This window comes from Deltaproteobacteria bacterium, assembly GCA_018668695.1.
Taxonomy (GTDB): Bacteria; Myxococcota; XYA12-FULL-58-9; order XYA12-FULL-58-9; family JABJBS01; genus JABJBS01.
Window position 1 is genome coordinate 1 of sequence record JABJBS010000153.1, and the last position, 5,959, is coordinate 5,959.

Annotated in this window: 5 protein-coding genes; 1 reads left to right on the top strand and 4 read right to left on the bottom strand. The window is 50.4% G+C overall.

Features of this window, described 5'->3' with window-relative positions:
- The 4 genes from HOK28_08095 to HOK28_08110 all read right to left on the bottom strand — a co-directional run.
- The coding region (locus tag HOK28_08095) for a TetR/AcrR family transcriptional regulator (GenBank protein ID MBT6433035.1) at positions 1-270 on the bottom strand (270 nt) is incomplete at its 3' end.
- A gap of 416 nt (positions 271-686) precedes the next feature.
- Entirely contained in the window at positions 687-2,309 is a 1,623-nt protein-coding gene (locus HOK28_08100; protein ID MBT6433036.1) for an SUMF1/EgtB/PvdO family nonheme iron enzyme, read from the bottom strand.
- A gap of 103 nt (positions 2,310-2,412) precedes the next feature.
- Complete coding sequence (locus HOK28_08105) at positions 2,413-3,579, bottom strand: ATP-binding protein (protein ID MBT6433037.1); 1,167 nt, start codon at positions 3,577-3,579, stop codon at positions 2,413-2,415.
- A gap of 506 nt (positions 3,580-4,085) precedes the next feature.
- On the bottom strand, positions 4,086-5,435 hold the full coding sequence (locus HOK28_08110; protein ID MBT6433038.1) for an SUMF1/EgtB/PvdO family nonheme iron enzyme: 1,350 nt from the start codon (positions 5,433-5,435) through the stop codon (positions 4,086-4,088).
- Between the two features lie 48 nt (positions 5,436-5,483).
- Between HOK28_08110 and dctP the strand changes: the two genes are divergently transcribed.
- A partial coding sequence (gene dctP, locus HOK28_08115) for a TRAP transporter substrate-binding protein DctP (protein ID MBT6433039.1) occupies positions 5,484-5,959 on the top strand: 476 nt, incomplete at its 3' end.

The window sequence follows — 5,959 nt, forward strand, 5'->3', positions numbered from 1 at the left end:
AAATAAGCATATGAGCCTCACTGGGGCAGGTTCAGCCGACTCTAATATCGTTGCCACAGCAGATTTGCGGCGTGAATTGATACGCTCAATGGCAGCCCGAAAGAGCGATTCCTTGTCGCCGAAATAATAATAAAGCATGGGTTTGGTGATTCCCGCAGCTCGTACAATTTGGGCAGTTGAAGCCCCTGCATATCCGCACTCTGCGAAAAGGTGGGTTGCCTCCTCTAAAATTCGCTCACGCACTTGTTCACTCTTACGGGTTTTAGCCATAATGCTACATACCCTTTTTCCAGCCCGTACTTCAACTTGTTGATTCATCGAGATATGATTTGATTAAGCAGGAATGTGTATAGATTCAATTTGATGTTAGCTAAGCTGAATTCATTATAGAAAATAATTGGTACCCCAACATGCACACATTGCTGCTTAATTGGTTTTCAGGTACTCGATAATTTGCTGCTGCTCGCGATTCATCAAGCCGGCCAAGGCTGTTAATAGCAGGTGCCATGGCTGAATTATCGTGTTCATACTATCCAAATATCATGGTTTCCGGTGATTTGTAGTGTTTTGAAACATGTCGCGGAGCCCTGTTTAACGGACTTTTGAGTTCCTTTGTATATTTGGATAGGACGGGAGGGAAAGATAGAACATAGTACAAGCGTGCTGGTCTCAGAGCGGAGTGATTTCTACTGGGCGCAGCGGAAACCGACGCTGCCGTAACGGTTGACTGGAAAGAGGTAGCCGCGGCGATAAGACGCGCGCAGGGCATTCGCACTGCTAAAGTAGAACGACCCGCCGCGGAGCACGCGATAGCTAGTGCTATCAGGGCCCTCAGGGTTTACCCAGCCTCCTGCTGGCGTCTCACCATAATAACCAGCATCGAACCAATCAGCAGTCCACTCCCACACATTCCCAATCATATCATCAGCGCCATATGGGCTTACGCCCAAAGGCTTGGAACCTACCTCCCAGGTTTGGTTTGTGCCACAGCCATAACCACCTTCACTCATCACCACGTGGATGCAGCTCCGATCCGGGCTATTGCCCCAGGGGTATTTTCTGCCGTCAGTACCGCGTGCTGCTTTTTCCCACTCCGCCTCTGTGGGAAGGCGCTTACCCAGCCATTCACAATAGGTCTTGGCTTCGGTGTGGTTCACGTAATTGATGGGATGGTTATCCAGGCTGTTGTTATAGGTATGGTAACTATCCGTGCCACCGCCATAAGTGCAATCACCCGCCAGCACACACGCCCTGTAGGCGCCGGCGGTGACCTCCGCTCGGTCTAGCAGGAAGCTATCAAGATAAACTTCGTGTTGCGGGAATTCATTTGAGCTGCACTCAAAATCAACAACCGCATTACAGCCCATTAAAAAAGGGCCGGCCGGAACAAAGACCATGTCCTGGTTGCTGCAACTGCTTGTGTCATAAGCCATGCAATCATCACCACAGGTAGCGGTTTCCGCACCAAGGCCAAGCTCGGAGCAATCTACGTCGCCATCACAGCCCTCAAGAGAGCCTCCGACCGCACCTTCGTGCTGAATGATGCCATCGCCGCACCAGGTGCCTGTCAGGTTTTGAACCTGACAAGAAGCATCACAAATAATGCAAGCCTCTTCACCATAATCGCAAGCCTCAGTCACAGTGTTGCCTTCGTCGCACCCCTCGAATGCTGCGTGCGTAATAAAATCACCGCACACTACATCAGGAGACTTCTCGCAGGTGGCCGTGCAGCCATTTTCAGTGTTCCCAAATTCATCACACGCTTCGGTCGCATTTTGGGTGCCATCGCCGCAATACGACCCATAACCACTGCAATCACTCAGACAGGTTTTATTAAGCTGATAATCATCGGTGTTCTGAGAGCCCTGGTCGCATACTTCCCCATCTCGCCCATCACTAAACACTGCCACCACGCTGTCTCCACACTCTTTGCGAAACGTTAAGCACTCCTCATTGCAATACCAGCCGTTGATTTGCCCCACATGGTCGCAAGCTTCCTGGCCTTCTGTTTTTGCGTCACCGCAGATGGTGGTCACAGACAAGCAGTCAGATGAGCAATAATCACTATTGTCTGTATCCCCATCATCACAAGCCTCCCCCACCTCCTGCACGCCATTGCCACACCATGTTTCGCCTGCAGTTACGCAAACCAGGGAAGTGCCATCATCGGTAAGGGTGCACTCTGCCGTATCAGGGCAGTCGGAGTTGTCGGTGCACTCCACGATATAACCTTCGGGGATTATCCACTCCGCGCTGCAGGCGGTGGCTGTAAACAACAACAGCCCTATGAAGACACTTCTTTTTTGCATGCACTTCTCCACAGAAGATTATTTCAGTGTGAGGTGGGCCGCTCAATGTGGGTGGGTGTGGGTTGGGGAAAATGGGATTCAAGCAAGGGCTGTTCAACAAGAGCTACCTGTTTCCCCAAACGCGGCCAATCTCGCGGAAATTCACCAGTGAATTACCATCACTTAGCTCCAAGGATTCTCCGTTGAAAACCAGATAACCATGAGTAATCTTGTCGGTAAGATTTCGCGCCTTGCGCAGATTCTTCAATAGCGATGAATGGAAGGTGGAACTCGACTTGATTTCAATAGCTGTGAGTTCGCGACCGTCCTGGGCAATGATATCCACTTCGTTGCCGTTGCTATCCCGGAAGAAATAGAGATTGGATGTCTTGCCTTGGTTATAGCGGGCCTTCAAACACTCGATCACAATGAGATTCTCGAAGATGTTGCCCACAAGTGGATCTCGCGAGATCTGGTCCGGCTCTTGAATGCCGAGAAGATAAACCAGGAGCCCCACGTCCATAAAGTAGTATTTCGGCGATTTGATGACGCGTTTGCCTAAATTCTCAAAATAGGGTGGGAGCTTGAAAATAACAAACGATGCTTCGAGAATCGACAACCAGCTTTTGATGGTATTGCTATCCACCCCAACGTCGTTCGAGAGGGATTGGTAGTTAAGCACCTGCCCTGCTCGGCCGGCGAGAAGTTTCACGAACTTTTCAAAAAGACTCACATCCTTGAGATTGATGAGCTGGCGTACATCACGCTCAACATAGGTTTGGTAGTAATTGGCGTAGGCACGCGTGGGCCGTTGGTTTTGGTCGTAGATACGCGGCAAGAATCCGTGAAACACATAGTCTTCAAATCGCTCAAACGAAATACCCCCACCCTCTAATTCCGAAATTGAGAATGGCAGCAGGTGCAGGATTGCGGTTCGTCCGGCGAGCGACTGAGTGATGGCTTCGGTGAGCTGCAGCTGATGAGAACCAGTAAGAACGAATTGCCCGGCCCCGCCCCGCTCATCAACCATGGCCTGAATATAGCTCAAAAGCTGAGGCACCCGCTGAATCTCGTCGAAGATGACACGGTTTGAGTACCTCGTGAGCAGAGCTTTCGGATCCTTCGAAGCCAAATCCCGCAGCTCCGGCACCTCCAGATTGCAGTACTGAAAATCTTTAAGGGCGTGGCGCGCTAGCGTGGTCTTCCCTGCTTGCCGTGGTCCAAGAATCGTAACAACAGGGTATTCCGCGAGGAGTGTGTGAAGCTCCTCCTCAATGGCTCTAGGTATCATAGAACCATCCTATGTTATGTAAAATAAGAGTTCAACTCCTATTTGGCGCATAAGGACTTGCCTTTTCTTAATAATATCAAGACCTCTGCCACTAAGTAGCCGAACAAACACAAGTTACTGCTTAATTGATTCCCATTCCAGCTCCTCAGGGCAAAAAGCAAGGGACTGGGCGCTCTTTGAAAAAATCAAATCCCCCCACTCCAAAGATGGTTGCTTTCGCAAGAACACTCGCAAAGCAAAAAGGGCTCAAGCGACTGCCGAAAGGAGTCGCATCGGAATTTCAAACATGCCGGGAGTTTCTGGATAAACATGCGGTAAGGAAAAATTAAAAATCAAACGAGTCGCCTGCGGCGACAAGAAGCACAGCCGATGCGGCTGCGCCAGGAACACAGGAAACCAGAACACAGAACATCAGGAATTAGTACAAGCGTGCTTTCGCTAGAACGAGCCCACCGACAGGTGTGCTCGGCTCTTACGAGAACTAGCGGCGTGAGAAGGTTTTTGCGTTACTGCGAACAACGAAAACCAATGCCGTCGTACCGGTCCGCCGGTGAGCTGCTGATGCGGCTGGAAGCGCGTAAGTAATCCGTATTGACGAGGCCCCAAGACCCGCCCTGCAAAACACGATACACGAGAGCCTCATCCTCGTTGGCCGGGTCTGGTGGGCTACTTTCTGGAGCTGCGGCGCAATAGCTCTCGTCATACCAAGAATTCGTCCACTCCCACACATTCCCCGCCGTGTCATAAGCACCATATGGGCTTGGGCTGTTAACCGTGGAGATATTTCCACCAGCTAACATATTGACGCCATCAAAGTACCCAGCGGGTGTTGTGCCTTTTCCCAAAGCATCCTCATATGCATCGCCACTTTCATAATAATTAGAGCGCGTGCCATCAGGAGCATCCTCTCCCCAGGGATAAGTTCTACCGGCTGTGCCGCGAGCTGCTTTTTCCCACTCTTGCTCTGTGGGCAAGTGCTTACCTTTCCAGGCGCAGTAGGCTGTAGCTTCATTCCAATCTACATAATTTATTGGATGGGTGTCTTTGCCATTGTCATAAGTGCGGTAGGTGTTTGTTGTACTGCCATTGTACTGGCACACACCTGCATCGACACAAGATTTGTAATCACCTGCCGTTACTTCATATTGGTCGATGTAAAAGGCTGGTAGAAACACGAGTGTGGTTGGGTCGCCGTATAGATAATCACCACCTGATACTTCAACCATGCCTTCAGGTATTACGCAATCATTGGCTGTATCAAAATCACAGGTGCCACAAATATCCTCCACCGCGGTTCCGCCCCAGGTTTCAGCGCAATCCTGAACGCAATCATTGGTAGTATCAAAATCGCACACGCCACAGTTGTCGCAGGCGCACCCGGCAAGTCCCCAGCTTACGGAAGTTCCATCTTCGCAACTTAAAGTTGCCTGACAATCGGCTTGGCTAACGGTGCAGCCTGCGCCATCTGCACCATTGGTGCCATCTTCGCCATCTGAACCAGCATCGCCTTGAGCGCCGTCTTGACCATCTGAACCTGTGCCATCTTCACCATTCGTGCCATGACAAACATATTCCGTACCATCAATCTCGGAAGGGTTATCGAGCGCTCCATTCGCATTATCATCCACGCCGTAATCAATTTGCACGCAGCCATTAGGACATCCAAACTCAGAGCAATCTTCCACGGGAAGCTGGTTAGCCATGGTGGTTGCATTGCCAGTAAGCGAGCCTGGCTCAGGACGGCATGCTTTATTATGAATCTCACGCTGTCCGGTTGGTTGGGATTCCGCTCTTGTCGTCGACGGTAGAGTTCGGTTTGGTAATCTTGTTGGTTGGCGGTATGGTATGTCTCGCACTTGTTTTTGGTTCCTCATTTGTTGTGACTTTAACGAATGGAAATTTTGATGCCTGAGATTTCTCGCAGCTGGACGGTTTATTTTTTCAGCATGGTCGCTTTAATCCTCGCGGCAACTGCACCTGCCGATGCAGGGTCTAAGGTTAAGTTCAAGGCCTGTACCGTAGCCCCCGCAGGGACTCCATGGGAACAGCAGACGAAGAATATGAAAAAGTATATTCGCAAGGAGTCGCAGGGCGAGATTAGGATGAAGGTTTATTACGGCGGGGCGAAAGGTAGTGCTAAAGAGTGCATTGAGAAGATCTTGGCGAGTGAGTTGCAGATGTACGGTGGTACGCTTTCAGCCATGAGCTTCGTTATTCCAGAGCTGGAGGTGTTTGACTTACCATTCTTATGGACCTCCACAGAAGAAGTGGACTTTGTGCTTGATAACCACCTTCTTCCGGTGGTTGGGTCAGTCTTTCGGGCAGGCGGTTTTGTCTTTAATCAGTGGGCAGAGAATGGGTGGCACGGGATAGGAACAAA